We start from the raw sequence: 26,365 nt of genomic DNA on the forward strand, positions 1-26,365 counted from the left end.
GCAACCGTAATGATAGTCAGATTGCAGTGTCCAGAGACAGATAGAGTGTTCATGTCATTCTAGTAGTATCATTTCCCTACATTTCCTGCGATTTATAACATTTAGTGATAGATTTACTATGAAAATGATTGCTAAAATGACCAAATTCCATTATGATAGTAGTATTCATAGACTCAAGAAAGTTGAGGAGGTATAGTTATGAGACAATTTGAAAAGTCAACAAAGCTCGAACATGTTGCATACGATATCCGTGGTCCAGTCTTGGAGGAAGCTATGCGCATGCGGGCAAATGGTGAGAAGATTCTCCGCTTGAACACAGGAAATCCAGCTGAATTTGGTTTTACGGCGCCAGATGAGGTTATTCACGACTTGATTCACAATGCCCGTAAATCAGAAGGCTATTCCGACAGTAAGGGGATTTTTTCTGCCCGTAAGGCCATCATGCAGTATTGCCAGGTCAAGAAGTTTCCAAATGTTGACATCGATGACATTTACATCGGAAATGGAGTTAGTGAACTGATTACCATGTCTATGCAGGGCTTGCTAGACAATGGAGACCAGGTCCTGGTGCCAATGCCCGACTATCCACTTTGGACAGCGGCAGTTAGCCTGGCAGGTGGCGATGCGGTCCATTATCTCTGTGACGAGGGGGCAGATTGGTATCCAGATTTGGATGATATTCGTTCAAAAATCACCAGCCGCACCAAGGCGATTGTCCTGATTAACCCCAATAACCCAACAGGTGCTCTTTATCCTAAAGAATTATTGTTGGAGATTGTAGAGATTGCCCGCCAGCATGAGCTCATCATTTTCTCGGATGAAATCTATGACCGCATGGTTTTTGACGGCGCAGTCCATATCCCAATTGCTTCATTGGCCCCAGATGTTTTTGTCGTGACTATGAATGGTCTGTCCAAATCCCATCGTATCTGTGGCTTCCGTGTGGGCTGGATGGTCCTATCAGGTCCTAAAAAGCATGTGAAAGGCTATATCGAGGGGCTCAATATGTTGTCCAACATGCGGCTCTGTTCCAATGTCCTGGCTCAGCAAGTTGTCCAAACTTCGCTTGGAGGCTACCAATCAGTCGATGAATTGTTGATACCTGGTGGCCGACTTTATGAGCAGAGAGAATTCATCACCAAGGCTATCCAAGATATTCCAGGGCTTTCAGCTATCAAGCCTAAGGCAGGCCTCTATATCTTCCCGAAAATTGATCGTGAAATGTACCGGATTGATGATGACGAGCAGTTTGTGTTGGACTTCCTCAAGCAAGAAAAGGTTCTCTTGGTCCATGGTCGTGGATTTAACTGGAAGGATCCAGACCACTTCCGTATTGTCTACCTTCCACGTGTAGACGAACTAGCAGAAATCCAAGAAAAAATGACCCGCTTCTTGGCCCAATATCGTAGATAAAAAATAAGCTCAAACCGTTTAGGTGAGAGCTTATTTTTGTGGGATGATGTGAGAGGGATTAGGTAGAATCCTTGCGGTGACTAAAATAAATTTGATTCATACACTATCTGTTTCATTTGTATGTCCAGTATGGAACTGAAAAAATTCTTATTTACCCTCAAAAAATGCTGTGTAAAGTGCCTGTAGGGCCTGCTCTTTTTGTTCTGTTTTGACAACAAACATGACAGAAACTTCGCTGGCACCTTGTGAAATCATGGCCAGGTTGACATTCTGGTTAGATAGGGCAGTCGTTGCTGTGGCTGTTACACCGACATGGCTCTTCATGTTCTCACCAACAATCATGATGGTGGATAGGCCACGCTCGATTTCAGCCTTATCAACCTCCAGCTGCGTTTTGAGCTGGCGAAGGATTTCAGCTTCCTTGATAGGGGTCAATTCGCGGCCACGGAGTACGATGGACAGGTCGTCGATACCAGTCGGCATGTGCTCGAAACGAATATTCAAGTCTTCTAAAATTTGTAGGACCTTGCGACCAAAACCAACTTCACGGTTCATCAGGTACTTGGAAATGTTGATACTTGTGAAATCATCATCTGCTGCAATTCCGACAACAGGCAGGGTCTGGTCAGTATGCTCCAGGACGATTTGGGTGCCTGGGTGGCTAGGGTTATTCGTGTTTTTGATAACCAAAGGAATACGTCCACGGTAGGCAGGTAGGAGGGCTTCGTCATGAAGGACGGAGAAACCTGCATAGGCCAATTCACGCATCTCACGGTAAGTTAATTCCTTGATAGAATGTGGATTTTTGATGATACCAGGATGGGCAGCAAAAATGCCGTCAACATCGGTAAAGTTCTCGTAGAGGTCGGCTTTGACACCGGCCGCTACGATAGAGCCTGTAATGTCCGAACCACCACGGGAGAAGGTACAGATTTGATTGTCGATGGTCACACCGAAAAAGCCAGGGATAATCAAGACCTCATCCGCATCGCGCAATTCTTCAATCTTATCATAGCTAGACGGTAGGATACGGGCATTTCCAGGTTCTGAGCTGACAATGATACCAGCTTTCTTAGGGTGGACATAGCGGGCAGGCAGTCCTTTTTGGGTAAAATATTCTGCAATCAGCTTGGCATTGTTGTCCTCGCCGGCCGCTAGGAATGCGTCGTAAAGAAATTCATTATTTTCAATCGGCAGGGTCGCCAGAGCCTTGATGCTGTCAGCAATCTTCGCCATGCTTTTAGCTATAAAACCAAGCTCGTCAACCATAGCCTGGTAACGATTGATAATCCATTCTTGGCTGGCTGTCACATCCTTGCCGCTTGTATATTCCTTGTAGTATTTAATCAGAGCGTCTGTCACTTTCGTATCTTCGGCATTGCGTTTACCTGGTGCTGATACGACAACAAAACGGCGCTCAGGGTCCGATTGAACGATGCTAAATACTTTTTCTAATTGGCTGGCAGACGCGAGCGAGCTACCTCCAAATTTGGTTACTTTCATAAGAATCTCCTCAGATATTTTTTACTATTATAGCAGAAGATGGGGGCTTTGTCAGTATTTTCTGGGAAATTTTCAGAATTTATTGAAAATTACATTTATGAAACTTTCTGGGAATTGTGGTAAACTGGAGGAAAGAGGAGAAAGCATGGCAAAAGCAATTATTTTTGATATGGATGGAGTCCTGTTTGATACAGAGACCTTTTATTTCCAGAGACGCATCGATTTTTTAGCGACCAAGGGACTGTCGGTTGATCACCTGGACCCAAGTATTTTTGTGGGTGGCAGGGCCAGTCAAATGTGGCGTTGGATTTTGGCGAATGACTTTGACAAGTGGGATGTGCCTGCCTTGGAAAAGGAGTACCGTATATATAAGGAAAACCGGCCGACACCCTATGGTCAGCGGCTTTTTCCTGATGTCAAACAAGTCTTGCAGGCTTTGACAGACAAGAGCTTGCCTCTGGTATTGGCCTCCAATACGGACAGGGAAGAAATCGAACGTGCCTTGGAAGAAGCTGGAATTAGACCTTATTTTAAACAGGTCTTTTCAGCCATGGAATGCGGAGCGCCCAAGCCAGCTCCGGATGTCTACAATCTCGCAGCCCAGGCGACTGGGGTGGACAAATCAGAGATTGTGGTCTTTGAAGACAGCGCAAAAGGCATCGCGGCAGCAAAAGCAGCAGGCTTGACGGTCTGGGCCATCCGAGACCAGCATTATGGCATTGACCAGAGTCAAGCAGATCGCTTGGTGGACAATTTGAGCCAAGGATTGAGAGAATTGTACAAGATGTAAGAGGGTTGGCGAGAGCCAGCCTTTTTCCGATGTCACACTTCTTTTCTGGTAAGGACGTGACAAAATGATTTTCTGTGCTAGAATGGATAACAAGAAAGATGTGGTTTGCTTTTCAAACTATTTCATCTTCAAATGAAGTGGAGCAGGCGATGACCTATCAAACAATTACCTATGATGTTCGGGACGGAATAGCACTTCTGACCCTCAATCGTCCAGATGTGGCCAATGGCTTTAACATTCCCATGTGTGAGGAAATTTTGGCAGCGATTGACGCAGTTGATCGAGATGCTACTGTGAAAATCCTACAAATTCAGGCCCAGGGCTCTGTTTTCTCGGTCGGTGGCGACTTGGTCGAGATGAAGCGGGCAGTGGATGAGGATGATATTCCTTCTCTTGTAAAAATAGCAGAGCTGGTCAATGATATCTCATTCGCTATCAAGAAATTGCCAAAGATTGTCATCATGGTGACCGATGGAGCTGTCGCTGGTGCGGCGGCCAATGTGGCAGTGGCAGCTGATTTTGTGATTTCTTCGACAAAAACAAAATTCATCCAAGCCTTTGTGGGTGTTGGTTTGGCCCCAGACGCTGGAGGAATCTTCCTGCTCAGTCGTGCCATTGGAGCCAATCGTGCCAGTCACTTGGCCATGACAGGAGAAGGATTGACCGCTGAGAAAGCCTTGGAATACGGCATTGTATACAAATTGGTCGAGCCAGAAAAGTTGGAAAAGACTGTACAACAGGTTATCAAAAAACTGTTACGAGGCTCTGTTAACTCTTACGCCGCCATCAAGCAGCTGGTCTGGGAAAGTCAGTTCAAGGACTGGGAAACCTATCGCAAGTTAGAATTGCAGTTGCAGGAGGAATTGGCCTTCAAGGAAGATTTCAAGGAAGGTGTCCGAGCCCATGCCGAACGCCGAAGACCAGTATTTACCGGTCAATGAGCTAAAATTTATTACCGAATACGTCTATTTGTTTTCTTTTAGTACTAGGTAACGAGTCAAAGGCGTAACTGAAGTTAGGCGAGGTGAGCTCAAATAATATTAATTGTTTGAGGTTCGAAATTCAGAAACGAAGTTTCCTCGGTCGTCGAAACAATAAAAGAAAAACAAAATAACGAAAAATATTTGACAATCAAAGTTTTTTGCTCTATACTTTGACTATCAAAGTTAAGGAGGCCTGTTTTGGAAGATCCAAAAATCAATGAATATCTAACGGCAATTTTTAACAATGTCCTGGTCATTCAGGAAAACAGCCTTCGTAAGAGTCGTTTCAATGACATTTCCATTAAGGAAATGCACACCATCGATGAGATTGGTGACAAAAAGGGAGCGACACCGAGCGATATCGCTCGGGCTTTGATGGTCACGCTTGGAACGGTGACAACCAGTCTCAACAACTTGGAGCGCAAGGGCTATATCGAACGTGTCCGCTCTACTAAGGATAGACGAGTTGTTCATCTCTTTCTGACCAAGAAAGGTCGGCTGGTCTATCGTTTGCACCAACGGTTCCACAATGAAATGGTCAAGCAGATTACAGACGGGATGGACGAGGCAGAATATCAAGTGATGAAAAAAGGGCTCTACAAACTCTATAATTTCTTGGAGGATCTGAAATGAGAACCTTCACTAAAATCAGTCAGGTTGCCCACTATGTTCCGAAGCAGATCGTGAGCAATGATGATTTAGCACAGATTATGGACACCAGTGATGATTGGATTTCCTCACGGACAGGTATTTGTCAAAGACGCATTTCTCTGGATGAGGACACCAGTGACTTGGCCAGTCGGGTTGCCCAAGACCTGCTAGACAAGTCAGGTGTAACTGCTGATGAGATAGACTTTATCATCGTCGCAACCATTACACCGGATTCGGCTATGCCGTCAACGGCAGCTCGGGTTCAGGCGGCAGTCGGTGCTAAGAAGGCATTTGCCTATGACCTAGTCGCAGCATGTTCGGGCTTCGTTTTCGCCCTATCCACCGCAGACAAACTGATTTCCTCTGGGATTTACCAAAAGGGAATTGTGATTGGAGCAGAGGTCTTGTCCAAGACGGTTGACTGGACAGATCGTGGAACGGCAGTCTTGTTTGGAGATGGTGCTGGTGGGGTTTTGCTTGAAGCTAGTCCTGAGCAGCATTTTCTAGCGGAAATCAACCGAACAGATGGCAGTCGTGGCCTTAGTTTAACTTCTGGTCAGACAGGTCTGCATTCTCCCTTTTCGAAAGAGGGAGGCAACCAGCCTTATTTGCAGATGGACGGCAGAGCGATTTTCGAGTTTGCTGTTCGCGATGTGACCAAGACCATCGCAGAGTTGCTAGAAGGTCAAGGTTTGACTGGTGATGAGGTGGATTACTTCCTGCTTCATCAGGCAAATAGTCGGATTTTGGACAAGATGGCACGAAAGCTGGGTCTTGGCATTGAGAAATTTCCAGCCAATATGATGCACTATGGCAATACCAGTGCGGCTAGTATCCCTATTCTCTTATCAGAATGTGTCGAGGCAGGTAGTCTGCGCTTGGACGGTAGCCAAACGGTTGTATTGGCAGGATTTGGTGGCGGTCTGACTTGGGGAACGCTACTACTTAAACTTTAGTTAATTCCTTGCCTCTGGCAAGATTAAAAATATTTTTATATAAAAAGGAGCACTATCATGGCAGTATTTGAAAAAGTACAAGAAATCATCGTTGAAGAATTGGGTAAGGACGCTGAAGAAGTAACCCTTACAACAACATTTGAAGATTTGGACGCAGATTCATTGGATCTTTTCCAAGTTATCTCTGAAATCGAAGATGCGTTTGACATCCAAATCGATACAGAAGAAGGATTGACAACAGTAGCTGATTTGGTTGCGTACGTTGAAGAAAAAACAAAATAAATGTTGTTAGAAAGATGCGATAAGCATTTTTCTTAGAGTCAATACTTTGATAATCAAAACATTGAAGTGTCAAACTAATTTTCAAGTGAGGGCTTTGCCCTCTCTTGTTTAGCTAATTGTTTGATGTTCAAATGATTAGCTAAGCAAATAAAGATTGAGGGAACTATGAAAACAAAGATTACAGAATTATTGAACATTGATTATCCGATTTTCCAAGGTGGTATGGCCTGGGTGGCTGACGGTGACTTGGCTGGTGCGGTTTCAAATGCTGGTGGTTTAGGCATCATTGGTGGGGGTAATGCTCCCAAGGAAGTTGTCAAGGCAAATATTGATAAAGTCAAGTCCATCACAGACAAGCCTTTCGGTGTCAATATCATGCTCCTATCGCCGTTTGCAGATGACATTGTTGACCTAGTTATCGAAGAAGGTGTCAAGGTGGTGACAACGGGTGCGGGCAACCCTGGAAAATACATGGAACGCTTGCACGCAGCTGGTATTACGGTTATTCCAGTGGTTCCAAGTGTCGCTTTGGCTAAACGCATGGAAAAATTAGGAGTGGATGCCGTCATCGCTGAAGGGATGGAAGCAGGTGGTCACATCGGTAAATTGACAACCATGACCTTGGTTCGTCAGGTTGTGGATGCCGTATCCATTCCTGTGATTGCTGCAGGTGGTATTGCAGATGGTGCAGGTGCTGCAGCTGCCTTCATGTTGGGAGCAGAAGCAATTCAGGTGGGAACACGTTTTGTTGTTGCCAAGGAGTCAAATGCTCATCCAGCCTACAAGGAAAAGGTTCTCAAGGCTAAGGATATTGACACAACAGTATCGGCATCCGTTGTAGGTCACTCGGTGCGTGCGATTAAGAACAAGCTTTCGACAGCCTATGCGGCTGCGGAAAAAGACTTCCTTGCTGGGAAAATTTCTGCAGAATCCATTGAGGAATTAGGTGCAGGTGCCCTTCGAAATGCCGTTGTAGATGGTGATGTGGTCAATGGTTCGGTCATGGCAGGTCAGATTGCTGGTTTGGTGACCAAGGAAGAAACTTGTGAAGAAATTTTGAAAGATTTATATTTTGGAGCTGCCAAGGTGATTCGTGAAGAGGCAAATCGCTGGGCTTCCGTTGGAGAATAAGATGACAAAAACAGCCTTTCTATTTGCAGGTCAAGGGGCTCAGACACTTGGTATGGCCCGTGACCTCTATGATACCTATCCCATTGTCAAGGAAACTTACGACCAGGCTAGTCAAATTCTGGGCTATGATGTGCGGGACTTGATTGACCATCAGGAAGACAAGCTCAACCAGACCCGCTATACCCAGCCTGCGATTTTGACAACCTCCCTTGCCATTTATCGTTTATTGGCAGAAAAAGGGATTAAACCTGACATGGTGGCTGGTTTGTCCTTGGGAGAATATGCCGCTTTGGTTGCTTCTGGTGCTCTGGCCTTTGAAGAAGCCGTTGCCTTGATTGCCAAACGAGGGGAGTTTATGGAAACGGCCGCACCAGCAGGGACTGGTAAGATGGTCGCTGTCCTCAATGCAGATGTCAGCTTGATCGAAGAAGTCTGTTCGTCAGTTACCTCTGGGATTGTTTCCCCAGCCAACTATAATACACCCGCCCAAATCGTCATCGGAGGCGAGGTGGCAGCTGTGGATGAGGCGGTGGAAGCCTTGAAGGCGGCGGGTGTCAAACGCATGATTCCCCTCAACGTGTCGGGGCCTTTCCACACAGCTCTCTTGTGTCCAGCTTCGGAGCAATTGGCTCAAGCTCTGGAAGAGGTAGAGTTTGCAGACTTCCAAGTAGAATTAGTTGGCAATACGGAAGCCAAGGTCATGAGAAAAGAGGACATCAAGTCCCTCTTGACCCGTCAGGTTATGGAGCCTGTCCGTTTTTACGAGTCCATTGCAACCATGCAGGCGGCTGGTGTGACCAAGTTTATCGAAATTGGTCCAGGTAAGGTCTTAGCAGGCTTTATCAAGAAAATTGATAAGACAGCCGAGGTGGTGACAGTAGAAGATGTGGCAAGTCTAGAAGGCTTGTTGACTAGCCAATAAGGAGAAAACATGGAACTTACCAATAAAAATGTGTTTGTGACAGGTTCAAGTCGTGGAATCGGCTTGGCCATTGCCCATAAGTTTGCTAGCCTTGGTGCCAATGTGGTGCTAAATGGTCGTGGTCAGCTGGGGCAGGACTTGCTGGATAGCTTTTCAAGCTACGGTGTTAAAGTTGTGCCGATTTCAGGTGATATTTCCAGTTCGGCAGATGCCAAACGGATGGTAGCTGAGGCAGTTGAGGCTCTCGGAAGTGTTGATATCTTGGTCAACAATGCAGGGATTACAAAAGACGGTATGGCATTGCGAATGACGGAAGAGGATTTCGAGAGCGTTTTGAGTATCAATCTAACAGGGACCTTTAATATGACCCAGGCTGTTTTGAAACCGATGACCAAGGCACGTGAAGGGGCTATTATCAACCTTTCTAGTGTGGTCGGTTTGACAGGGAATGCTGGTCAGGCCAACTATGCTGCTTCTAAGGCAGGTGTTATCGGCTTTACAAAATCCATTGCCCGTGAAGCCGCTAGTCGCAATGTCCGTGTCAATGCCATCGCACCAGGCTTTATCCAGTCCGATATGACAGATGTCCTGTCTGATAAGATTAAAGAAGCTATGTTGGGACAAATTCCTATGAAACGCTTTGGACTGACGGAAGAAGTAGCGGATGTAGCTGTGTTCTTGGCCAAGCAAGAGTATCTGACAGGTCAGGTCATCGCCATTGACGGCGGTTTGACCATGCAATAAGAGAGGTTTGAAAATGACAAAATTAAATCGTGTAGTAGTGACAGGCTACGGTCTGACATCTCCAATTGGAAATACGCCAGAAGAATTCTGGGATAGCTTGGTCAATGGCAAGATTGGAATCGGAAAGATTACCAAGTTTGACACTAGCCAGTATACTGTCCATAATGCAGCGGAAATCAAGGATTTTCCTTTTGACAAATACTTTGTTAAAAAAGATACCAACCGCTACGACAACTACTCCCTCTATGCTCTTTATGCGGCTCAAGAGGCAGTAGCTAATGCCAATCTTGATACAGAAGCGGTTGACAGCGACCGTTTCGGTGTTATCTTGTCAACTGGTATCGGTGGGATTTTGGAAATCGAAGAGCAGGTTGCTCGTATGAACGAAAAAGGCCCAAAACGGATTCGTCCTATGGCACTTCCGAAGGCTTTGCCAAACATGGCGGCTGGAAATATTGCTATGCAGGTCGGTGCTAATGGTGTCTGCAAGTGTGTCATCACAGCCTGTGCTTCGTCAAACGATGCCTTGGGTGAAGCCTTCCGTGAAATCAAGTTTGGCTTCCAAGATGTTATGTTGGCAGGTGGTTCAGAAGCGGCTATTACACCTTTTGCAATCGGTGGATTCCAGGCTTTGACAGCTATGTCGACGACTGAGGATCCAAGTCGTGCCTCCATTCCTTTTGACAAGGATCGCAATGGTTTTGTAATGGGAGAAGGGGCTGCGGTCTTGGTCTTGGAAAGTTTGGAACACGCAGAAGCACGTGGGGCAACCATCTTGGCTGAAATCGTCGGCTATGGAAATACCTGCGATGCCCACCACATGACCTCTCCACACCCAGAAGGTTTGGGTGCTATTAAGGCTATGAAGTTGGCCATTTCAGAAGCAGGTTTGGAGCCAGCTGATATTGACTACATCAATGCCCATGGAACTTCGACACCGGCTAATGAAAAAGGAGAAAGCCAAGCTATCGTATCTGTCTTCGGCAAGAACACGCCAGTTTCTTCTACCAAGTCCTTCACTGGTCACTTGTTGGGTGCAGCGGGTGCCGTTGAGGCGGCAGCTGTCATTGAGGCGATGCGTCATTCTCATGCGCCTAAGACAGCGGGTACGACGGAGTTGTCTGATTACATCGAGGCAGATGTCATCTACGGTCAAGGTCGTGACATGGAAATCCGCCATGCCATTTCAAATACATTTGGCTTTGGTGGGCATAATTCAGTCATTGCTTTCAAACGTTGGGAGGCCTAAGTGAATATTACAGAAATTAAGGACCTGATGAGTCAGTTTGACCAGTCAAGTTTGCGAGAATTTTCATATAGCAATGCTGGGGAAACCTTGCATTTCAGTAAAAACCAGCAGGCGACAGTGGCTCCAAGTCCAATCGTAGAAGCTCCGCTTGCTCCAGTAGCTCCTGCAAGCCCAGCCCCTGTGCCAGCAGTTGAAACCAGTGAGCCAGCTCCAGTAGAAGCCAGCTCAGCCCTTGCGGCAGAGGGGGCGGTAGTGGAAAGTCCACTTGTTGGTGTGGCCTATTTGTCACCAGCCCCAGACAAGCCAGCCTTTGTAGCAGTTGGTGATACGGTCAAAAAGGGGCAGACCCTCATGATTATCGAAGCCATGAAGGTCATGAATGAAGTGCCTGCTGATCGTGATGGTGTGGTCACAGAGATTTTGGTGGCCAACCAGGATGTTGTAGAATTTGGACAAGGATTGGTACGCATCAAATGATTGATATTTTGAAAATTAAAGAGGCTCTTCCTCATCGCTACCCTATGCTCCTGGTCGATCGTGTCCTTGAAGTATCAGAAGATGAGATTGTCGCCCTTAAAAATGTGACCATTAACGAGCCCTTCTTCAACGGGCATTTTCCAGACTATCCTGTTATGCCAGGAGTTCTCATCATGGAGGCTTTGGCTCAAACCGCAGGTGTCTTGGAATTGTCCAAGGAAGAAAACAAGGGTAAGCTGGTCTTTTATGCCGGCATGGATAAGGTTAAATTTAAGAAGAAAGTTGTACCTGGTGACCAGTTGATCATGACAGCTAAATTTGTCAAACGCCGTGGAACCATTGCGGTTGTTGAAGCAAAGGCAGAGGTGGACGGAAAACTGGCTGCGTCGGGGGTGTTGACTTTTGCTATTGGAAACTAAATCAGTTCTCCATTTTATCTTTTATTGCGTCGTTAACTCGTTTTGCCGTACCCAAGTACTGTCTACAATTATTGATACGAATTTTATTCGTCTAATTTCCAACCTCCAAAGCTTTCCCAAACCTTTGGAGCAAGCACTAAAAGTAAAATGAAGAACTGCTATTGAAAACCATTATTTAATATTCTCACCTTGAGATTGTTATAACAATTATTCTATGTTAAAAAGGAGATAGGATTCATCATGTTTGATAAGATTTTGATTGCCAATCGTGGTGAGATTGCGGTGCGGATCATTCGTGCGGCCAGAGAGCTAGGAATTGCGACGGTGGCTGTCTATTCAGAAGCGGACAAGGAAGCTCTCCACACCATGTTGGCAGATGAGGCTGTCTGTATCGGCCCGGCCCGTTCGACAGACTCCTATCTCAATATGCAGGCGGTCATCTCGGCGGCTGTTGTGACAGGTGCCCAGGCCATTCATCCTGGCTTTGGATTTTTGAGTGAAAACTCTAAATTCGCCACCCTCTGTGAAGAGGTCGGTATCAAATTTATCGGCCCTTCTGGGACAGTCATGGATACCATGGGCGATAAAATAAATGCACGGGCAGAGATGATGAAGGCCCAAGTACCTGTCATTCCTGGGTCAGACGGAGAAGTTTTGACCAGCCAAGAAGCTCTTGAGATCGCTGAGAAGATTGGCTACCCTGTCATGCTCAAGGCATCGGCAGGTGGTGGTGGCAAGGGGATTCGTAAGGTTGAAAAAGCCGAAGACCTAGTACCAGCCTTCGAATCAGCTTCCAGCGAAGCCAAGGCAGCTTTTGGCAACGGAGCTATGTATATGGAGCGTGTTGTCTATCCAGCCCGGCATATCGAGGTGCAGATTTTAGCGGACCAACACGGCCATGTTATTCATCTGGGAGAACGGGATTGTTCCCTTCAACGCAACAACCAGAAGGTCTTAGAAGAGGCACCATCCATCGCCATTGGTCAGACCATGCGGGACCGTATCGGTCAAGCTGCAGTTCGTGCAGCCCAATCAGTTGGCTATGAAAATGCAGGAACCATTGAGTTTCTCTTGGATGAAGTCAAGGGTGAATTTTACTTCATGGAAATGAATACACGGGTGCAGGTAGAACATCCTGTTACCGAATTTGTTACCGGTGTGGATATTGTCAAGGAGCAAATCAAGATCGCGGCTGGGCAGGAACTCAGTGTCTGCCAAGAAGATGTGAAGATTACAGGTCATGCTATTGAATGCCGCATCAATGCTGAAAATCCAGCCTTTAACTTTGCTCCAAGTCCAGGTAAGATTTCCAATCTCTACCTGCCAAGCGGAGGAGTCGGTCTGCGTGTAGACTCAGCTGTTTACCCAGGCTATACCATTCCGCCTTACTATGATTCCATGATTGCCAAGGTCATCGTGCATGGGGAAAATCGTTTTGAAGCCCTGATGAAGATGCAGCGAGCCCTCTACGAATTGGAAATTGATGGAGTGGTGACCAATACAGACTTCCAGCTGGACTTGATTTCCGACAAGCGAGTGGTGGCAGGTGACTACGATACTGCCTATCTCATGGAAGAATTTTTACCCCGCTATCAGGAAGAATTAAAAAAGTAAACTAGGAGAATGCTATGGCTTTGTTTCGCAAAAAGGACAAATATATCCGCATCAATCCCAATCGTTCGCGGATAGAGTCAGCACCTCAAGCAAAGCCAGAGGTGCCAGATGAACTCTTTTCCAAATGTCCAGCTTGTAAGGTCATCCTCTACAAGAAGGATTTGGGATTAGAGAAAACCTGTCAACACTGTTCCTATAATTTTCGGATTACAGCCCAGGAACGCCTGGATTTGACAGTCGATGACGGCTCGTTTGAGGAATTGTTTACAGGGATTGAAACCAAAAATCCCTTGGACTTTCCAAATTATCTCGAAAAACTGGCAGCCACCCGTCAAAAAACAGGCTTGGATGAAGCTGTTTTGACAGGCAAGGCTATAATCGGCGGACAGCCAGTTGCCCTTGGCATCATGGATTCGCATTTTATCATGGCCTCTATGGGAACGGTAGTTGGTGAGAAAATTACCCGCCTCTTTGAGTTGGCTACTGAAGAGAAACTGCCAGTCGTCCTCTTTACCGCATCTGGTGGTGCTCGTATGCAGGAAGGCATCATGAGCCTGATGCAAATGGCTAAGATTTCGGCAGCTGTAAAACGCCATTCTAACGCTGGCCTCTTTTACCTGACGGTCTTGACAGACCCGACAACAGGAGGTGTGACGGCTAGTTTTGCTATGGAAGGCGATATTATCCTGGCTGAGCCACAGACTTTGGTTGGCTTTGCAGGCCGACGGGTGATTGAGTCAACTGTACGTGAAAATCTACCAGATAATTTCCAGAAGGCTGAATTTTTACAAGAACACGGCTTTGTCGATGCTATTGTCAAACGCCAGGACTTGCCAGCGACCATTAGTCGCTTGTTGAGAATGCATGGAGGTGTCAGATGACCAGTGATGTAGCACGTATGATCCGTTTGGCACGTGACCAGGCTCGCCTGACGACCTTGGACTATGCCACACAGCTCTTTGATGATTTTATCGAATTGCATGGCGATCGCAATTTCCGTGATGACGGTGCTGTAGTGGGTGGCATCGGCTTTCTAGCAGGTCAGCCAGTGACAGTTATCGGTATCCAAAAAGGGAAGAACCTCCAGGACAACCTCAAACGCAACTTCGGTCAGCCCCACCCAGAAGGCTACCGCAAAGCCCTTCGTCTCATGAAGCAGGCGGAGAAGTTTGGTCGTCCAGTTGTCACCTTTATCAATACCGCTGGAGCCTATCCCGGTGTCGGTGCTGAGGAGCGAGGACAGGGTGAGGCCATTGCCCGCAACCTCATGGAGATGAGCGACCTCAAGGTGCCCATTATCGCTATTATCATCGGAGAGGGGGGCTCTGGTGGAGCACTTGCCCTGGCAGTCGCAGACCAGGTCTGGATGCTGGAAAACTCCATGTACGCCGTCCTCAGCCCTGAAGGGTTCGCGTCTATCCTCTGGAAAGACGGCAGTCGGGCCATGGAGGCGGCAGAACTCATGAAGATCACGTCATATGAGTTGGAGAAGCTCCAAGTGGTCGATAAAGTTATTTTGGAAAATGGCAGAGCGACCAAGAAAGTCTTGGCTGACATCAAGGAAAACCTAGTCAGCCAGTTGGCTTCCTTACAAGCCTTGCCACTTGACCAACTACTTGAAAACCGCTATCAACGCTTTAGAAAATACTAGGAAGACCTAGTATTTTTTTGCTAGATTTGATACAATGGATAAAACAGTTTCCAGGAGGTTTTCCATGCTGGTAAAAGCAGATTTATCAAACGCAGTAGAATTGCTACCCATTCAGCACCGAGCCTTTTCAGCCCTCTAAGAAACCTATCAGGACCAGTACAACCTTGCCATTGAAACCATGGACTACTTCCAATCACGCATTGCACGACCAAATTGCACCTACTACAAGATTATCGAGGAAGAGCATACAGTCGGCTTAGTACGGACAACGGTCGCTGAAGACGCTGAACAGGGCTGGCTAGGTCTGATCGGCATTAATCCAGTCCACAGAGGAAAAGGCTATGGTCACAAGGCCATCAAAACAGAGCCTGAACAGGAAGGTATGGACATGGTCTATATGGAGAAGTGGAAAGGAGATTCAGATGCTTGAACAGTGTCGCAGATACCTGGATTATCAAGGGGTTCATTATTGCAAGCCTGAAAAAGCAGGAGCTTTGGCAGGCGATATGATAGCCTTAAGAAATGTAGCACAGGCAGCACGCAAGGAGTTTCAGACATTAAGTTTAGTCTTAGCTGAGCACGTCAGTCCCTTTGTGCCTGAGAGGGTCAGTCAATGGATGAATCAAGCCCAAATTTGCAGACCACATTTTTGGACCTATTACCGTTTGCCCTCTGCCAGTCTAACGGACTCAGCTCTAGCTATTCGTCTGTATGGTAAGGGAGTTGAGGCAGGGATTTCAGTAGAAGTCAGTTTTATTGAGCGAAAGAAAGTGGAGACCTCTCTGCTTCAGCAAAATCGCGTTCTGAACTGCTCGATTGCGGCACCGCTTTATTATTGGGTGCAAGAGGGACAGGTATTTTATCGCCTGGATGGAACGGAGGAGAATAGACAGAGCCTATTACAAGCCGTTGAAGCAGGACGGATTCGTAAAGTATTGGTCAAGTATGATGTACCGTTTAGAACCGTTGCCTCCGAGGAGGAACTGCTGGAACGCTTGATTCAGGGTTTTTCTCTACTAGAACCCTACTTGAAGATGACACACCCCGCTGGATAATCAGTGGGGTGATGGCAACAAACATCGTAAGGGTATTTGTTTTTTTAGTGTATATTGACAAATTCATTGAATTTTTGTAAAATTGCATTACAACAACAGAACAGATTGATTGACATTGCGTGAAATCCTATAATAGATTGAAGGCACTCTATATGATGGAGCGGAAGAGGAGAAGAGTATGGAGAAACTGAGTCAAGGTTTGGAATGGATTGGTCGGAAGATTTGGGTTTTGCTGCGAGTTTTTATATTTTTGGTATTTTGTGTGATTCCAGATATGATTTTGGAAGAGTCCAAGTCACAAACTGCCTTGGTAATGGCTGGACTGGTGACACTGGGTCTTCTGGTCTTCTTCTGGTGGCGGGCTGAGAAAAATAATCTACCTATCTGGGACAAAAACGTTCTTTCTTGGGACGGTCTGGCAATAGTCATACTAGCCTTTGCTACCATGCAACTGACAGACATGCTTGGTTTCTATTTGTTGGAATTGCAGGGGGCTACGACGACAGCTAACGACGCCTTCATTATCGAATCTTTGAAGGGAGTTCCTTTTGGGCTGGCACTCTTGACAACAGCATTTTTGCCAGCAATTGCAGAAGAGGTTATATTGCGGGGTTATTTCTTTAAGAAATTGTTTGGGTCGCAAGCAGTTGTTGGAATCATTGTTTCAAGCTTGCTTTTCGGAGCCCTTCATGGACCGACCGATCTTGCCTCTTGGCTGATTTATGGGGGAGGTGGCCTCATCTTTTGTATCCTCTATCATAAGACAGGCTACTTGATTTATCCTATTGCTGTTCATTTTATCAACAATGCTTGGTCGGTAGTGGCACTCTACTATTTTCAATAAGCAACAGAAAAGACGATTCCAAGTGGAGTCGTCTTTTGCAATGACCAGTACAAGCCTTGTCACGATAGAGATAGGAATGTCAACAAAGTCCTGACAGTGACCGCATAATTAAATCAACATCTTGGTTTTCTAATTCACGAATGATATGAAGATAGGTTTTCTGGGTCGTTGTTATGCTTGCATGACCAAGTCGTCTAGCAACACTTGCGATAGAAACCCCGGCAAATAATAAAATAGATGCATGGGTGTGTCGCAGGGCATGAATGGTGATGACAGGAAGGTTTGCACTTAGGCAACGCTTTTCAAGAATGGTATTGATGGTAGAGTTGTATATCCGCTCTTTCTTCACGAAAAGTAGGTCATCAGGTTGGGTGTGCTTCAATAAGTTGGCGAATTGGGTGCTGGTTTGCCAGTCGAGTTGGATTTTTCGAATTGAAGATTTATTTTTTGTAGGTAAAAATCCGCCATCTCCTTTATAATTCCATGTTTTATCAATGGTCAATAGCTGTCGGTGAAAATCAAAATCTTGAGTAGTGAGAGCAAGGGCTTCGGAGAATCGAATACCTGTTTTAGCAATCAATAAGATGAGCCAATCCCAATTCAGCTCCTCTCCGAGACGTAATTCTTGTATCAACTGATGAAGTTCAAATTGGTTGAGGTATTTTGTCTTTTTCTTTCGAGGAAGTCTTCCTTTGATAATCACCTTACGTGTCGGATCTCGTTCAATAATTCCTTCATCTACAGCATCTAAAATAGCTCCTTTCAACTGGTGATGAAAATCCATGGTTGTCTGTCGTTCATGTGTTTTAGCATAGCTGTTAATCAATTCTTGGTAACGAACCCGATTCAAATCTTCCAACAACAGACTAGGAGCTAGCCTGATAAGCCACTGCAATGTCATTCTATATTTCTTGAGAGTGACTTCTCGAATGGCTCCTTCCTTGTAAATCCGTAGCCAATTTGCATAATAGTGATGGAAAAGCAGTTTTTCTTTTGATAAGTTCATAGCAGAAGCTCCTTTTTTAATTTTTATAAATTACATAATTTATTGACATATTTCTGAGAAGATGCTATATTTAGTTTAACAAAAAATGTAATTATGAAAAATTTCAAGGAAAGGAAAATTATGAAACTAGAAGAATTAGCTCACTTTACGGGAGGTAGTTTACAGGTTCGCTTGGATACTACCAGCTGGGAAGATGCTAGAGACTATATCCTTTACAATCAGCAACATCATCAATTGGATGGTTATGAGGTGATAGAAGAAGTGATAGATAGTCGGACCGTGACGACAGATAGAGAAGTGACCTTGCTAGAGGAGGGAGACTTACTCTTTAGTTTACTATCGGGGAAGGCTGTTTTAGTGAGAGCAGAGCACGCAGGCTTACTCTATACACAAAACTATATCAAAATTGAGCCCAATGCAAAGCTGGATAAGGTCTTCTTGTTGTATCTGATCAATGAATCCTCGGCTATTAGACGGCAGTTTTACCAAAGCTTACAGGGGAGTGAGGTAATGAAATATACAGTCAAGCAACTGAAAAGTTTACAGCTAGGCTCCTTGCCTCCTTTAGATAGTCAGCAGAAACTAGGAAAGATTTATTTAGATGGATTAGCCTTACGGCAGAAGCGGCAAGCTTATGCGCAAGGAGATTTTTTACGACTAACATATTTGTTAAAGGAGGTTTACGCACATGAATGAATTAGCATTTGAAACAGAATTGATTCAATATATTACGACAGGGACTATTACACAACCGGAGCACCTAGAAGGTCTAGAATGGTCTGTTAGTGATTCTTCGACCCTGTATGCAGTCAAATCTAAACTGTGGACTTATGAGCCGGGTATCAAGACAACGGAGCAATTATGGGAAAATTTTCGTAATATTCTCTGGCAACACAACCAACATCGATTGGACAAACCCTTGAGCGATACCGAGTTTGCTCAGGTCAAGCAGATTATTTCAGATCTGAAGACACCTTATGAGGCTGGTCAGTTTTTATATGGGATTAGCGGTGTTTCCGAATTGGAAATTACGCTTGATGATGGACGGCATACATTTTTGACAGTATTCGACCAACGTAAGATAGGCGGTGGGGACACTGTCTACCAAGTGGTGAACCAAATTCGTAGGGCTCCTAAAATCCCTGGACGACGAGAATGTATATTCGATACAACCTTGCTGATTAATGGCTTACCTATTATTCAGATTGAAGAGAAAAAGGATACGGTAGATGTGGACAAGGCATTGAACCAAATGCACCAATATATCCAGGAACGGCAATATACGGATATTTTTTCTACCTTGCAGATTCTAGTCGCTATCGCCCCCAACAATGTTCGCTATATGGCCAATACCACTGCGGAGAAATTTAATAAAGACTTTGCTTTCCACTGGCAGCGTAAATCTAACGGTAGTAAGGTTCGGAATTGGAAAGAATTTGCGGATTCCATGCTCAGCATTCCTATGGCTCATCAGATGGCGACCAACTACATGATCTTAGATGGGACACCGCAGAAACAAATGCTGAAAGTCATGCGTCCCTATCAAGTTTACGCCACTCAGGCGGTCATTGAGGGGATAAAAAAAGTCGATTTTGAACTAGGCTGTAACAAGGTTGGCTACATCTGGCATACTACAGGCTCAGGGAAAACGATCACTAGTTTTAAAACAGCTTGGCTGGCAAGTCGAATGCCCAAGGTAGACAAGGTTGTCTTTCTAGTGGATCGTATCGCTTTGACCAATCAGACCAAGGATGATTATCTGTCTTATGATCCAGAAGCTGGGGAAAATAGTTTTGGCAGTATTCGAGAAACTCAAAATACCACAGCCTTGGCGCGGCAGTTGACTAGTAAGGATAGTGGGATTATCGTTACTTCTGTGCAAAAATTGGATACACTGGTGAAGAGAAAATCTTTCAAATCACCAGATAAGCATATCGTGTTTATCGTTGACGAAGCTCACCGCTCAACTGGTGGAGATAGTTTCGCAGGGATTCAAAAGGCTTTTAAGAAAGCGGCTTGGATTGGCTATACAGGAACACCCAACTTAGATGATACAGGTGCTAGTCTGCGGACGCAAGATATTTTTGGCCCTCTGCTTCATGCCTACACTATTAAAAATGCCATTAGTGACCGCAATGTACTAGGGTTTAAGGTGGATTTTGAGACAACCATCGATCAGGAAAAACTAAAAACAACTTACTTGCCAGATTTTTATCGGCAAAAATACCCGAAGTGGACAAGTGCACAGATTGAAGAAAAGATTGCCAATCTAAGTCCAGATGATATGGATGATGCGGTGACTTCTAGCGTCTATGATGAAAATCCAGAGCATGTTCGATTGGTAGTCGAAGATGTCTTCAAACACTGGGCAAATCGCTCTGGCAATGGCCGTTACAATGCCTTGTTCACCACCCACGTAGGTGGAGGCAGGGCCTCCACACCCATGGCTATGATGTATTTCCGAGAGTTTCAACGAATCAATCAACTGCATCGAGAGCAAGGAGGTCTGGTCTTGAAGGTGGGAGTGACCTTTGCCTTGAATACTCAAAATAATGATAGCATGGTCGAGTCAAATACTGGTTTGCTTGAAGCTATTACGATCTATAACACAGAATTTGGGACGTCCTTTGGCTTGTCAGATGTTGCTGCTTATACAGAGGACCTGGTTAGTCGCCTTAATAGAACAGCCAAGGACAAGAACTACTTAGATTTGGTGATTGTCGTGGATCAGTTATTGACAGGTTTCAATGCTCCTGAGCTCAATACTCTTTATGTTGACCGAACCCTTAAAGGAGCCAGTCTTATTCAGGCCTATTCTCGTACCAATCGTGTGGAGGATATGGATAAAAAACCTTTTGGACGGGTGGTCAATTACCGCTGGCCAGCTCATAATGAGAAATTGATGAATCAGGCCTTGGCCATCTATGCAGATGATAGTGCTGCCAATTTATCAGATGCGGAACAAAAAAATAACAATGAAAAAAATGGACTGGTGGCAAAGCCTTTCAAGAAAGTATTTGCTGAAGTCAAACATACGGTCGACCAATTGAGAGAGTTGACGGGTGATTTCAATGATATTCCGAAGTCTGAGAAAAAGCGTGAGGCTATGTTGGAATTGCTCCGTGCTTACAATCAAGGACTGTCTAAGCTGAAACAGTATCAGCCAGAGGAGGTTGATGGGGTGATTGAAGGATTTGATTACAATCAGCCGGACCGCTTTATTGAAAGTTTGGGAATGTCTGTAGAGGAAGAAAAACGTTTGACGACAGTCTTAGCCAACGAATTGAAACGAACCTTGGCGAAAGAGCAAAAAGTTAGCATTCACCAAATTGAACTCAAGATGACTCACATCAAGGAAGTGACAATTGACTACGATAAATTGACCGAACTGGTTGAGCTCTTGCTGAATCAGGTTCACGAAGAGAAGATGGTAGAAGCCGCAGCTACCAGGGATGAATTGGATAGATTTGCAAGCGGTTTGGAAGACCTCAACTATGCTGATCAGATCCGTCAAACAGGGGATGCAATCTATCGAGGTGATTTTCCGACACAAGATATGAACTTTGCTTATCCAGTCAAGGGGATTGATAGTCAGAAGATTATCCAAGAAGCTTCGCATGTTTACATTGACAAGAAGCTCTTTGCTTTCCGAATCCAATGGGGCTTGACGGAACATATCCGCAACCAAGAACTACGAGAGTTGTTGGCGAGACATCGATATGGTCAGAATGACTTGGATGATACCGGACACTTACGTACCTTGATAAAAGAAGCTAGTCGCGATTACCAGACCTGGGCAGAAGGTGATGCTGTTAAAGGCTTGAGCAAGATTCAGTACCGCAATCAGTTGAGACAAGCACTATATGATTTGGCCGACGACTTGGTTGGTCAATAGGTTGCGATTTTGCTGGATGATAGCGTATAATAGAATGGAAATCGTCCGAAAAATTGCAAAAATAACTTTCAAAAATAAAACAAAAAGAAAGTAGAAAAGGAGGGACTATGACAAAAGAAAAATCAACTGTACCACGATTGCGCTTCCCCGGATTCACGGACGCTTGGAAACAGCGTAAGTTGGGGGAAGTGGCGGACTTTTCCATAAAAACAAACTCACTTTCTAGAGATAAGTTATCATCGTATTTTTATGAAGTTCAAAACATTCATTATGGGGATATTTTAACAAAATATGATGCTATTTTAGATGTATGTAACAAAGAACTTCCATCAATTATTGGAAGTACGATTTCAGACTTTACAGATGCTTTACTTATTGAAGGAGATATTGTTTTCGCGGATGCGGCAGAAGACTCGACTGTTGGGAAAGCTGTTGAAGTTCGAAATTTTAAGGGTAAGAATGTTGTTTCTGGTTTACATACGATAGTTGCTAGGCCGAAAGTTTCTTATGCCCCCTACTATTTAGGTTATCTAATTAATTCAACTGCATACCATAATCAAATTTTACCTTTAATGCAGGGGACAAAAGTGAGCTCAATTAGTAAGGCTAATTTAAAATCCACGATAGTAGTGTTCCCCACCCTCCCCGAACAAGAAGCCATCGGTAACTTCTTCTCCGACCTAAATCGGCTTATTACTCTTCATCAGCGTAAATTAGATGATGTTAAAGAATTGAAGAAGGCTTTGTTACAGAAAATGTTTCCGAAAGGGAATGGAAACGATTTTCCTGAGCTAAGATTCCCAAAATTTACGGACGCTTGGAAACAGCGTAAGTTGGGGGAGGTGACGGTGGTAGTGATGGGACAATCTCCAGATTCAAAAAACTATACTAATAATCCTTTAGACAATATTTTAGTTCAAGGAAATGCCGATTTAAAAAATGGGAATGTTGAACCAAGAGTTTGGACAACGCAAATTACAAAGATTGCAGAAAAAGGAGACATCATTGTATCGGTCAGAGCCCCTGTTGGAGATGTTGCCAAAACTAGATATAAGGTTGTTCTTGGGCGTGGAGTTGCAGGTATTAAGGGAAATGATTTTATCTATCAGACTTTAATAAGAATGAAGCAGTTTGGTTATTGGATGAAGTTGAGTACTGGTTCCACCTTTGAATCAATAAATTCTGGTGATATTAAAAGTTCATTGATTCCTCTCCCCTCCCTCCCCGAACAAGAAGCCATCGGCAGCTTCTTCTCCGACCTAGATCAGCTTATTACTCTTCATCAGCGTCAGTTGGATCATCTGAAACTGTTGAAAAAAGCCTTGTTACAGCAGATGTTTATATAGAAAGAGGTCAGTATGACATATTCGCAGGATTATTTAGATGACCTTCTGGTACGAATGGCCTATCATTCCAGCGGGATTGAGGGGAATACCATTTCTCTGCCTGAGACGGTTTCGATTATTTTGGAAAGCACGCTACCTGGCAAGCACAAGAGTATCCGTGAATTTTACGAGATTGAAAATCACAAACAAGCCTTCCAAGCTCTGCTATTTGCCTTAGATAATGGGGAAGAGCTGAGTTTGGGGCTGGTTAAGGATATTCATGCCTTGTTGATGGACCGCCTTCAGCATGATCGGGGGCAGTTTAAGTCAGTGCAAAACGCTATTATTGGTGCGACCTTCAAGACTGCATCGCCAGAGGAAACACCTTTTCTCATGCAACAGTGGGTGGACAATGCCAACTATCGCTTGGGGTTGCCTTTGGAAATAGCAGAGCTGTTAGAGGTGCTGGCAGATGTGCATATTCAGTTCGAGCGTATTCACCCATTTAGTGATGGGAACGGCCGGACAGGACGGCTGATTTTGATGTTCCAAAGTATGCTCAAGTTGGGAGCGCCTGTACTGATTAGTAAGGAAGATCGAGCTCTTTATATGGAGATGTTAGCGGAACAAGATGTGACTGGATTATCCCAATTACTCAAACGCTCCTTGGAGTTTGAACAAGAACGAAAAAACCAGTTTTAAGTCGAGTTTTCAGAAAGCGACTTTCAATCGGAACTATTATTTTTGCCTGAAAATACAATGAAAGCCCTACTTTCACAACTACTTGGAAACAGCGTAAGTTGGGGGAGGTTGCGATTTCGTTTGACTATGGTTTAAATTCGGCAGCAACTGAGTATGATGGTGAAAATAAATATTTAAGAATTACTGATATAGATGATGATAGCAGAGAGTTCAATATTAGTAACTTAACTTCTCCCGAAATAAACCTATTTGGTCTTGATGAATACAGATTAAGTATTGGAGATATTCTATTTGCACGAACAGGGGCCAGTGTCGGCAAAAGCTATATTTATAGAAGTGTAGATGGAAAAGTTTATTTTGCAGGGTTCTTGATTAGAGTAAAAATCAAAGATACTTTTAATCCTGATTTTGTTTTTCAAAATACCCTTACTTCAAATTATGAGAGATTTATAAGTATCATGTCTATGCGTTCAGGACAACCTGGGGTCAATGCGCAGGAATACTCAAATTATGAAATCATGTTCCCTACCCTCTCCGAACAAGAAGCCATCGGCAGCTTCTTCTCCGACCTAGATCAGCTTATTACTCTTCATCAGCGAAAATGAGATTTTGAGTAAAAAATGAAACAACATGAAAGGATTACAAAAACATGTCAAAAACTATTCAAGCCATTACCAATCAAATTTGGTCTATGGCTAATGAATTGCGAGGAAACATGGATGCTTCGGAATATAAGAACTATATCCTAGCCTTCATGTTTTATCGCTACCTATCTGAGCATCAAGAGCGTTTCTTGGTGGAAGATGAAATTATCAGTCCTGCTCCAGGGGAAACTGTTCAGGATGCCTATGCGCGAGAAGCAGTTGGGAATGACTTGGTAGAGCATTTGGAAAATACAGCTTCTCACCTTGGGTATGCCATCGAGCCTGAAGATACATGGGCAAGACTGGTAGCCAAAATTGATAACAGTGAGATTGTAGCGAGTGATTACCAGACGATTTTCGATCATTTTAATGCCAATGTAGAACTCAATCAGGATGCTATGGAAGATTTCAGAGGCGTCTTTAATGACATCAATCTAGGGGACTCTCGTTTGGGCAATTCAACAGTTGCGCGTGCAAAATCCTTGAACAGTATTGTGAAGCTGATTGACAGCATTGAGTATAAAAATGACGAAGGAAAGGATATTCTGGGAGAAATCTACGAGTACCTTATTGGACAGTTTGCTGCTTCGGCAGGTAAAAAAGGTGGAGAATTTTATACCCCGCATCAAGTGAGTAAGATTTTAGCCAAGATTGTTACTTTAGGTTTGGAAAAATCAGATACTAGCTTCTCTGTTTACGATCCAACCATGGGTTCAGGGTCCTTGCTACTAACAGTGCGTAATGAACTACCTCAGGGCCAGCATATCAAATTCTATGGCCAAGAAATGAACACAACTACTTATAACTTGGCGCGGATGAACCTGATGATGCATCAGGTCGGCTACAGCAATATGATTTTGAATAATGCTGATACCTTAGAAAGTGACTGGCCGGACGGGGTGGATGAACTTGGAATCGATCAGCCACGTAGTTTTGATGCGGTCGTCGCAAACCCACCCTACTCTGCTAAATGGGACAATCGTGAGTCCAAATTGAAGGATCCACGGTTTATGGAATACGGTAAGTTAGCACCAGCCTCTAAAGCGGACTTTGCTTTTATCTTACACAGTCTTTATCATTTAAATAATACAGGGACCATGGCCATTGTTTTACCACACGGAGTGCTCTTTAGGGGAGCAGCAGAAGGTCATATTCGCAAACTGATTATTGAGAAAAATTACCTGGATGCAGTTATTGGCTTGCCAGCTAACCTGTTTTATGGCACAGGTATTCCAACCACTATTCTGGTCTTCAAAAAAAATCGTCAGACCAAGGATGTATTCTTTATCGATGCGAGCAAGGAGTTTGAAAAAGGGAAGAACCAGAATCACCTTTCCGATGATATGGTAGAAAAAATTGTAGAGACCTATCATAATCGTCAGTCTGTTGACAAATATGCTCATTTGGCATCAATAGAAGAAATTGTAGAAAACGACTACAATCTAAATATTCCTCGTTACGTTGATACTTTTGAGGAAGAGGAAGAAATCGATCTCGGGCAAGTAACGCAGCAACTAGAACAAGATAGACTAGAGATTCGGGCTCTAGAAGATAAGATTCGTCAACAATTAAAGACTTTGGGAGTAGATTTTTAGATAAATGAAAAGAGCGAGTAGGAATTCTACTCGCTTTTTGAATATCCACAATTGCAATACAAATCAGAAATTAGCTTACCATTCTGCTGCCGGTTTTTATATAGTCGAATGAATTAGCTTTCAGACAAGGAACTGAGGTGCAGGCAGTACTAGAGTAGAGCAATTCGAAAGTTGCAATGTTTCAAAGCTAATTCAAATGTCTATAGTTTTTTCCGAAACAAAAAAACGCATAAAATTATGTAGTTAAAACTTGCTTTTATGCGTTTTGTTATATCCATTTGTTCTTTGTTAGCTTTAGTTGAGTTCAGACTTGTCTGGTAAAAGTATGGCCAGAATGATATAGGCAGTTAGAAAGGGGAGGTTGGTGACAATGGCCAAGATAATGACCACCAAACGAACATTTTCTAATTTCCAACCGTAGTTCTCATATAGGTCAAAGTAGTCATAAAGACCTGCGATAACGCCAGCCAGTTCACCACGACTTTTGTCCTTATACCATTTCTTGTTCATCTTC

The 26,365-nt window shown here is 44.3% G+C and carries 25 protein-coding genes and 2 pseudogenes; 24 read left to right on the top strand and 3 right to left on the bottom strand.

What is annotated here, in order from left to right; genetic code table 11:
• The first annotated feature begins 198 nt into the window (after positions 1–198).
• Positions 199–1,413, top strand: coding sequence for a pyridoxal phosphate-dependent aminotransferase (locus ACVC7T_RS07355; protein WP_105122930.1), 1,215 nt, complete (start codon positions 199–201; stop codon positions 1,411–1,413).
• Positions 1,414–1,560: 147 nt separating this feature from the next.
• On the opposite strand, the gene ACVC7T_RS07360 is transcribed toward ACVC7T_RS07355, so the two are convergent.
• Positions 1,561–2,916 (bottom strand): aspartate kinase, encoded by a 1,356-nt coding sequence (locus tag ACVC7T_RS07360; RefSeq protein ID WP_172009884.1) that lies wholly within the window; start codon positions 2,914–2,916, stop codon positions 1,561–1,563.
• 145 nt (positions 2,917–3,061) lie between these two features.
• Here ACVC7T_RS07360 and ACVC7T_RS07365 point away from each other — a divergent pair, with 145 nt between their 5' ends.
• The 17 genes and pseudogenes from ACVC7T_RS07365 to ACVC7T_RS07445 all read left to right on the top strand — a co-directional run bounded on the left by ACVC7T_RS07365 (position 3,062) and on the right by ACVC7T_RS07445 (position 16,684).
• Positions 3,062–3,706 carry an HAD family hydrolase gene (locus tag ACVC7T_RS07365; protein WP_394733610.1) on the top strand — a complete coding sequence of 215 codons (645 nt, stop codon included), beginning with the start codon at positions 3,062–3,064 and terminating at the stop codon, positions 3,704–3,706.
• 149 nt (positions 3,707–3,855) lie between these two features.
• Positions 3,856–4,647: an enoyl-CoA hydratase gene (locus ACVC7T_RS07370; protein ID WP_447262722.1), complete on the top strand. Its 792-nt coding sequence runs from the start codon at positions 3,856–3,858 to the stop codon at positions 4,645–4,647.
• A gap of 240 nt (positions 4,648–4,887) precedes the next feature.
• Complete coding sequence (fabT, locus tag ACVC7T_RS07375) at positions 4,888–5,322, top strand: fatty acid biosynthesis transcriptional regulator FabT (protein ID WP_105160817.1); 435 nt, start codon at positions 4,888–4,890, stop codon at positions 5,320–5,322.
• Positions 5,319–6,296, top strand: coding sequence for a beta-ketoacyl-ACP synthase III (locus ACVC7T_RS07380; RefSeq protein WP_447262723.1), 978 nt, complete (start codon positions 5,319–5,321; stop codon positions 6,294–6,296). Before fabT ends, ACVC7T_RS07380 begins: the two co-directional genes overlap by 4 nt.
• Positions 6,297–6,353: 57 nt before the next feature.
• Positions 6,354–6,578: an acyl carrier protein gene (locus tag ACVC7T_RS07385; protein ID WP_105111570.1), complete on the top strand. Its 225-nt coding sequence runs from the start codon at positions 6,354–6,356 to the stop codon at positions 6,576–6,578.
• Positions 6,579–6,743: 165 nt separating this feature from the next.
• Positions 6,744–7,709 (top strand): enoyl-[acyl-carrier-protein] reductase FabK, encoded by a 966-nt coding sequence (gene fabK / locus ACVC7T_RS07390; protein ID WP_172053297.1) that lies wholly within the window; start codon positions 6,744–6,746, stop codon positions 7,707–7,709.
• Position 7,710: 1 nt separating this feature from the next.
• A complete protein-coding gene (gene fabD / locus ACVC7T_RS07395) occupies positions 7,711–8,631 on the top strand; it encodes an ACP S-malonyltransferase (protein ID WP_447262724.1) in 921 nt (306 codons plus the stop codon).
• A gap of 9 nt (positions 8,632–8,640) precedes the next feature.
• The gene (gene fabG / locus ACVC7T_RS07400; RefSeq protein WP_394731663.1) at positions 8,641–9,375 is read left to right on the top strand and encodes a 3-oxoacyl-[acyl-carrier-protein] reductase; all 735 of its coding nucleotides are present in this window, start codon (positions 8,641–8,643) and stop codon (positions 9,373–9,375) included.
• Positions 9,376–9,388: 13 nt separating this feature from the next.
• A complete protein-coding gene (gene fabF / locus ACVC7T_RS07405; RefSeq protein WP_105111574.1) occupies positions 9,389–10,624 on the top strand; it encodes a beta-ketoacyl-ACP synthase II in 1,236 nt (411 codons plus the stop codon).
• Positions 10,625–11,101, top strand: coding sequence for an acetyl-CoA carboxylase biotin carboxyl carrier protein (gene accB / locus ACVC7T_RS07410; RefSeq protein WP_105122938.1), 477 nt, complete (start codon positions 10,625–10,627; stop codon positions 11,099–11,101).
• A complete protein-coding gene (gene fabZ / locus ACVC7T_RS07415; protein WP_447262725.1) occupies positions 11,098–11,520 on the top strand; it encodes a 3-hydroxyacyl-ACP dehydratase FabZ in 423 nt (140 codons plus the stop codon). The genes accB and fabZ overlap by 4 nt, the downstream gene beginning before the upstream one ends.
• 240 nt (positions 11,521–11,760) lie before the next feature.
• Positions 11,761–13,134, top strand: coding sequence for an acetyl-CoA carboxylase biotin carboxylase subunit (locus ACVC7T_RS07420; RefSeq protein WP_447262726.1), 1,374 nt, complete (start codon positions 11,761–11,763; stop codon positions 13,132–13,134).
• Positions 13,135–13,148: 14 nt separating this feature from the next.
• Positions 13,149–14,015: an acetyl-CoA carboxylase, carboxyltransferase subunit beta gene (gene accD, locus ACVC7T_RS07425; protein ID WP_105122940.1), complete on the top strand. Its 867-nt coding sequence runs from the start codon at positions 13,149–13,151 to the stop codon at positions 14,013–14,015.
• Positions 14,012–14,785 carry an acetyl-CoA carboxylase carboxyl transferase subunit alpha gene (locus tag ACVC7T_RS07430; RefSeq protein WP_105122941.1) on the top strand — a complete coding sequence of 258 codons (774 nt, stop codon included), beginning with the start codon at positions 14,012–14,014 and terminating at the stop codon, positions 14,783–14,785. Before accD ends, ACVC7T_RS07430 begins: the two co-directional genes overlap by 4 nt.
• A 64-nt stretch (positions 14,786–14,849) precedes the next feature.
• Positions 14,850–15,215 (top strand): annotated as a pseudogene (locus ACVC7T_RS07435) (GNAT family N-acetyltransferase).
• Positions 15,208–15,840 carry a hypothetical protein gene (locus ACVC7T_RS07440; RefSeq protein WP_170238701.1) on the top strand — a complete coding sequence of 211 codons (633 nt, stop codon included), beginning with the start codon at positions 15,208–15,210 and terminating at the stop codon, positions 15,838–15,840. Before ACVC7T_RS07435 ends, ACVC7T_RS07440 begins: the two are co-directional and overlap by 8 nt.
• Before the next feature lie 178 nt (positions 15,841–16,018).
• Positions 16,019–16,684 carry a CPBP family intramembrane glutamic endopeptidase gene (locus ACVC7T_RS07445; protein ID WP_238140746.1) on the top strand — a complete coding sequence of 222 codons (666 nt, stop codon included), beginning with the start codon at positions 16,019–16,021 and terminating at the stop codon, positions 16,682–16,684.
• Between the two features lie 79 nt (positions 16,685–16,763).
• On the opposite strand, the gene ACVC7T_RS07450 is transcribed toward ACVC7T_RS07445, so the two are convergent.
• A complete protein-coding gene (locus ACVC7T_RS07450) occupies positions 16,764–17,690 on the bottom strand; it encodes a site-specific integrase (RefSeq protein ID WP_447262727.1) in 927 nt (308 codons plus the stop codon).
• Between the two features lie 120 nt (positions 17,691–17,810).
• On the opposite strand from ACVC7T_RS07450, the gene ACVC7T_RS07455 reads away from it, so the two are divergent.
• The 6 genes and pseudogenes from ACVC7T_RS07455 (at position 17,811) to ACVC7T_RS07480 (ending at position 25,851) form a co-directional block, all read left to right on the top strand.
• A complete protein-coding gene (locus ACVC7T_RS07455) occupies positions 17,811–18,386 on the top strand; it encodes a restriction endonuclease subunit S (protein ID WP_105122943.1) in 576 nt (191 codons plus the stop codon).
• Positions 18,379–21,585, top strand: coding sequence for a type I restriction endonuclease subunit R (locus ACVC7T_RS07460; RefSeq protein ID WP_447262728.1), 3,207 nt, complete (start codon positions 18,379–18,381; stop codon positions 21,583–21,585). The genes ACVC7T_RS07455 and ACVC7T_RS07460 overlap by 8 nt, the downstream gene beginning before the upstream one ends.
• Before the next feature lie 107 nt (positions 21,586–21,692).
• Positions 21,693–22,931 carry a restriction endonuclease subunit S gene (locus tag ACVC7T_RS07465; protein WP_447262729.1) on the top strand — a complete coding sequence of 413 codons (1,239 nt, stop codon included), beginning with the start codon at positions 21,693–21,695 and terminating at the stop codon, positions 22,929–22,931.
• A gap of 12 nt (positions 22,932–22,943) precedes the next feature.
• On the top strand, positions 22,944–23,612 hold the full coding sequence (locus ACVC7T_RS07470; protein WP_394731671.1) for a Fic family protein: 669 nt from the start codon (positions 22,944–22,946) through the stop codon (positions 23,610–23,612).
• 92 nt (positions 23,613–23,704) lie between these two features.
• Positions 23,705–24,217, top strand: a pseudogene (locus tag ACVC7T_RS07475) (restriction endonuclease subunit S); the annotation flags it as partial.
• Positions 24,218–24,261: 44 nt separating this feature from the next.
• Positions 24,262–25,851: a type I restriction-modification system subunit M gene (locus ACVC7T_RS07480; RefSeq protein ID WP_172026683.1), complete on the top strand. Its 1,590-nt coding sequence runs from the start codon at positions 24,262–24,264 to the stop codon at positions 25,849–25,851.
• 294 nt (positions 25,852–26,145) lie between these two features.
• Here ACVC7T_RS07480 and ACVC7T_RS07485 read toward each other — a convergent pair whose 3' ends face one another.
• Complete coding sequence (locus tag ACVC7T_RS07485) at positions 26,146–26,361, bottom strand: PspC domain-containing protein (protein WP_105122949.1); 216 nt, start codon at positions 26,359–26,361, stop codon at positions 26,146–26,148.
• Positions 26,362–26,365 lie beyond the last annotated feature (4 nt).

Source organism: Streptococcus sp. P25B114 (genome assembly GCF_053010325.1).

Excerpts from the sequence above, each read along its gene's own strand:
- ACVC7T_RS07355 (WP_105122930.1), top strand. The coding sequence starts at position 199 with ATGAGACAATTTGAAAAGTCAACAAAGCTCGAACATGTTGCATACGAT.
- ACVC7T_RS07360 (WP_172009884.1), bottom strand. The coding sequence starts at position 2,916 with ATGAAAGTAACCAAATTTGGAGGTAGCTCGCTCGCGTCTGCCAGCCAA.
- ACVC7T_RS07365 (WP_394733610.1), top strand. The coding sequence starts at position 3,062 with ATGGCAAAAGCAATTATTTTTGATATGGATGGAGTCCTGTTTGATACA.
- ACVC7T_RS07370 (WP_447262722.1), top strand. The coding sequence starts at position 3,856 with ATGACCTATCAAACAATTACCTATGATGTTCGGGACGGAATAGCACTT.
- ACVC7T_RS07380 (WP_447262723.1), top strand. The coding sequence starts at position 5,319 with ATGAGAACCTTCACTAAAATCAGTCAGGTTGCCCACTATGTTCCGAAG.
- ACVC7T_RS07385 (WP_105111570.1), top strand. The coding sequence starts at position 6,354 with ATGGCAGTATTTGAAAAAGTACAAGAAATCATCGTTGAAGAATTGGGT.
- fabK (WP_172053297.1), top strand. The coding sequence starts at position 6,744 with ATGAAAACAAAGATTACAGAATTATTGAACATTGATTATCCGATTTTC.
- fabD (WP_447262724.1), top strand. The coding sequence starts at position 7,711 with ATGACAAAAACAGCCTTTCTATTTGCAGGTCAAGGGGCTCAGACACTT.
- fabG (WP_394731663.1), top strand. The coding sequence starts at position 8,641 with ATGGAACTTACCAATAAAAATGTGTTTGTGACAGGTTCAAGTCGTGGA.
- fabF (WP_105111574.1), top strand. The coding sequence starts at position 9,389 with ATGACAAAATTAAATCGTGTAGTAGTGACAGGCTACGGTCTGACATCT.
- fabZ (WP_447262725.1), top strand. The coding sequence starts at position 11,098 with ATGATTGATATTTTGAAAATTAAAGAGGCTCTTCCTCATCGCTACCCT.
- ACVC7T_RS07420 (WP_447262726.1), top strand. The coding sequence starts at position 11,761 with ATGTTTGATAAGATTTTGATTGCCAATCGTGGTGAGATTGCGGTGCGG.
- accD (WP_105122940.1), top strand. The coding sequence starts at position 13,149 with ATGGCTTTGTTTCGCAAAAAGGACAAATATATCCGCATCAATCCCAAT.
- ACVC7T_RS07430 (WP_105122941.1), top strand. The coding sequence starts at position 14,012 with ATGACCAGTGATGTAGCACGTATGATCCGTTTGGCACGTGACCAGGCT.
- ACVC7T_RS07440 (WP_170238701.1), top strand. The coding sequence starts at position 15,208 with ATGCTTGAACAGTGTCGCAGATACCTGGATTATCAAGGGGTTCATTAT.
- ACVC7T_RS07445 (WP_238140746.1), top strand. The coding sequence starts at position 16,019 with ATGGAGAAACTGAGTCAAGGTTTGGAATGGATTGGTCGGAAGATTTGG.
- ACVC7T_RS07450 (WP_447262727.1), bottom strand. The coding sequence starts at position 17,690 with ATGAACTTATCAAAAGAAAAACTGCTTTTCCATCACTATTATGCAAAT.
- ACVC7T_RS07455 (WP_105122943.1), top strand. The coding sequence starts at position 17,811 with ATGAAACTAGAAGAATTAGCTCACTTTACGGGAGGTAGTTTACAGGTT.
- ACVC7T_RS07460 (WP_447262728.1), top strand. The coding sequence starts at position 18,379 with ATGAATGAATTAGCATTTGAAACAGAATTGATTCAATATATTACGACA.
- ACVC7T_RS07465 (WP_447262729.1), top strand. The coding sequence starts at position 21,693 with ATGACAAAAGAAAAATCAACTGTACCACGATTGCGCTTCCCCGGATTC.
- ACVC7T_RS07470 (WP_394731671.1), top strand. The coding sequence starts at position 22,944 with ATGACATATTCGCAGGATTATTTAGATGACCTTCTGGTACGAATGGCC.
- ACVC7T_RS07480 (WP_172026683.1), top strand. The coding sequence starts at position 24,262 with ATGTCAAAAACTATTCAAGCCATTACCAATCAAATTTGGTCTATGGCT.
- ACVC7T_RS07485 (WP_105122949.1), bottom strand. The coding sequence starts at position 26,361 with ATGAACAAGAAATGGTATAAGGACAAAAGTCGTGGTGAACTGGCTGGC.